We start from the raw sequence: 769 nt of genomic DNA, 5'->3' as shown, positions 1-769 counted from the left end.
TCACCGACCTGCTGGTCGTCCCCAAGGTGGACGCGCTGGCCCAGATCGCCCGGACCGTCGGGCCGGCCGCGGTGCTGGTCACCTCCTCCGGCGAGGGCAAGGAGGTCGCCGCCCGCGTCGCCCTGCGGATCGGCTCCGGCGTGATCACGGACGCCGTCGACCTGGAGGCCGGTGACGGCGGCCCGGTCGCCACCCAGTCGGTGTTCGCCGCCTCCTTCCAGGTGAGGTCGACGGTGTCGCGCGGCGCCGCGGTGATCACCGTCAAGCCGAACGCGGTCGCCCCGGAGGCCGCCCCGGCCGCCGGCGCGGTGGAGAACGTCACCGTGGCGTTCACCGGCAACGCCGCCAAGGTCGTCTCGCGCACCCCGCGCGTCTCCACCGGCCGCCCGGAGCTGACCGAGGCCGCGATCGTGGTCTCCGGCGGCCGCGGCGTCGGTGCCGCCGAGGGCTTCGGCGTGGTCGAGGAGCTCGCGGACGCCCTGGGCGCGGCCGTCGGCGCCTCGCGCGCGGCCGTCGACGCCGGCTGGTACCCGCACAGCAGCCAGGTCGGCCAGACCGGCAAGCAGGTCTCCCCGCAGCTGTACATCGCGGCGGGCATCTCCGGCGCGATCCAGCACCGGGCGGGCATGCAGACCTCGAAGACCATCGTGGCCGTCAACAAGGACCGCGAGGCCCCGATCTTCGAGCTCGCCGACTACGGCGTGGTCGGCGACCTCTTCGAGGTCCTGCCGCAGCTGACCACCGAGGTGAAGGCCCGCAAGGCCTGACC

1 protein-coding gene is annotated in these 769 nt (G+C 74.8%); it reads left to right on the top strand.

The genetic code is table 11. The features are described from left to right. A partial coding sequence (locus ABD308_RS32370; RefSeq protein ID WP_344343033.1) for an electron transfer flavoprotein subunit alpha/FixB family protein occupies window positions 1-767 on the top strand: 767 nt, incomplete at its 5' end. Window positions 768-769 lie beyond the last annotated feature (2 nt).

The organism is Kitasatospora putterlickiae, from assembly GCF_039527695.1.
GTDB lineage: Bacteria > Actinomycetota > Actinomycetes > Streptomycetales > Streptomycetaceae > Kitasatospora > Kitasatospora putterlickiae.
This window is presented reverse-complemented; position numbering and strand designations above follow the sequence as displayed.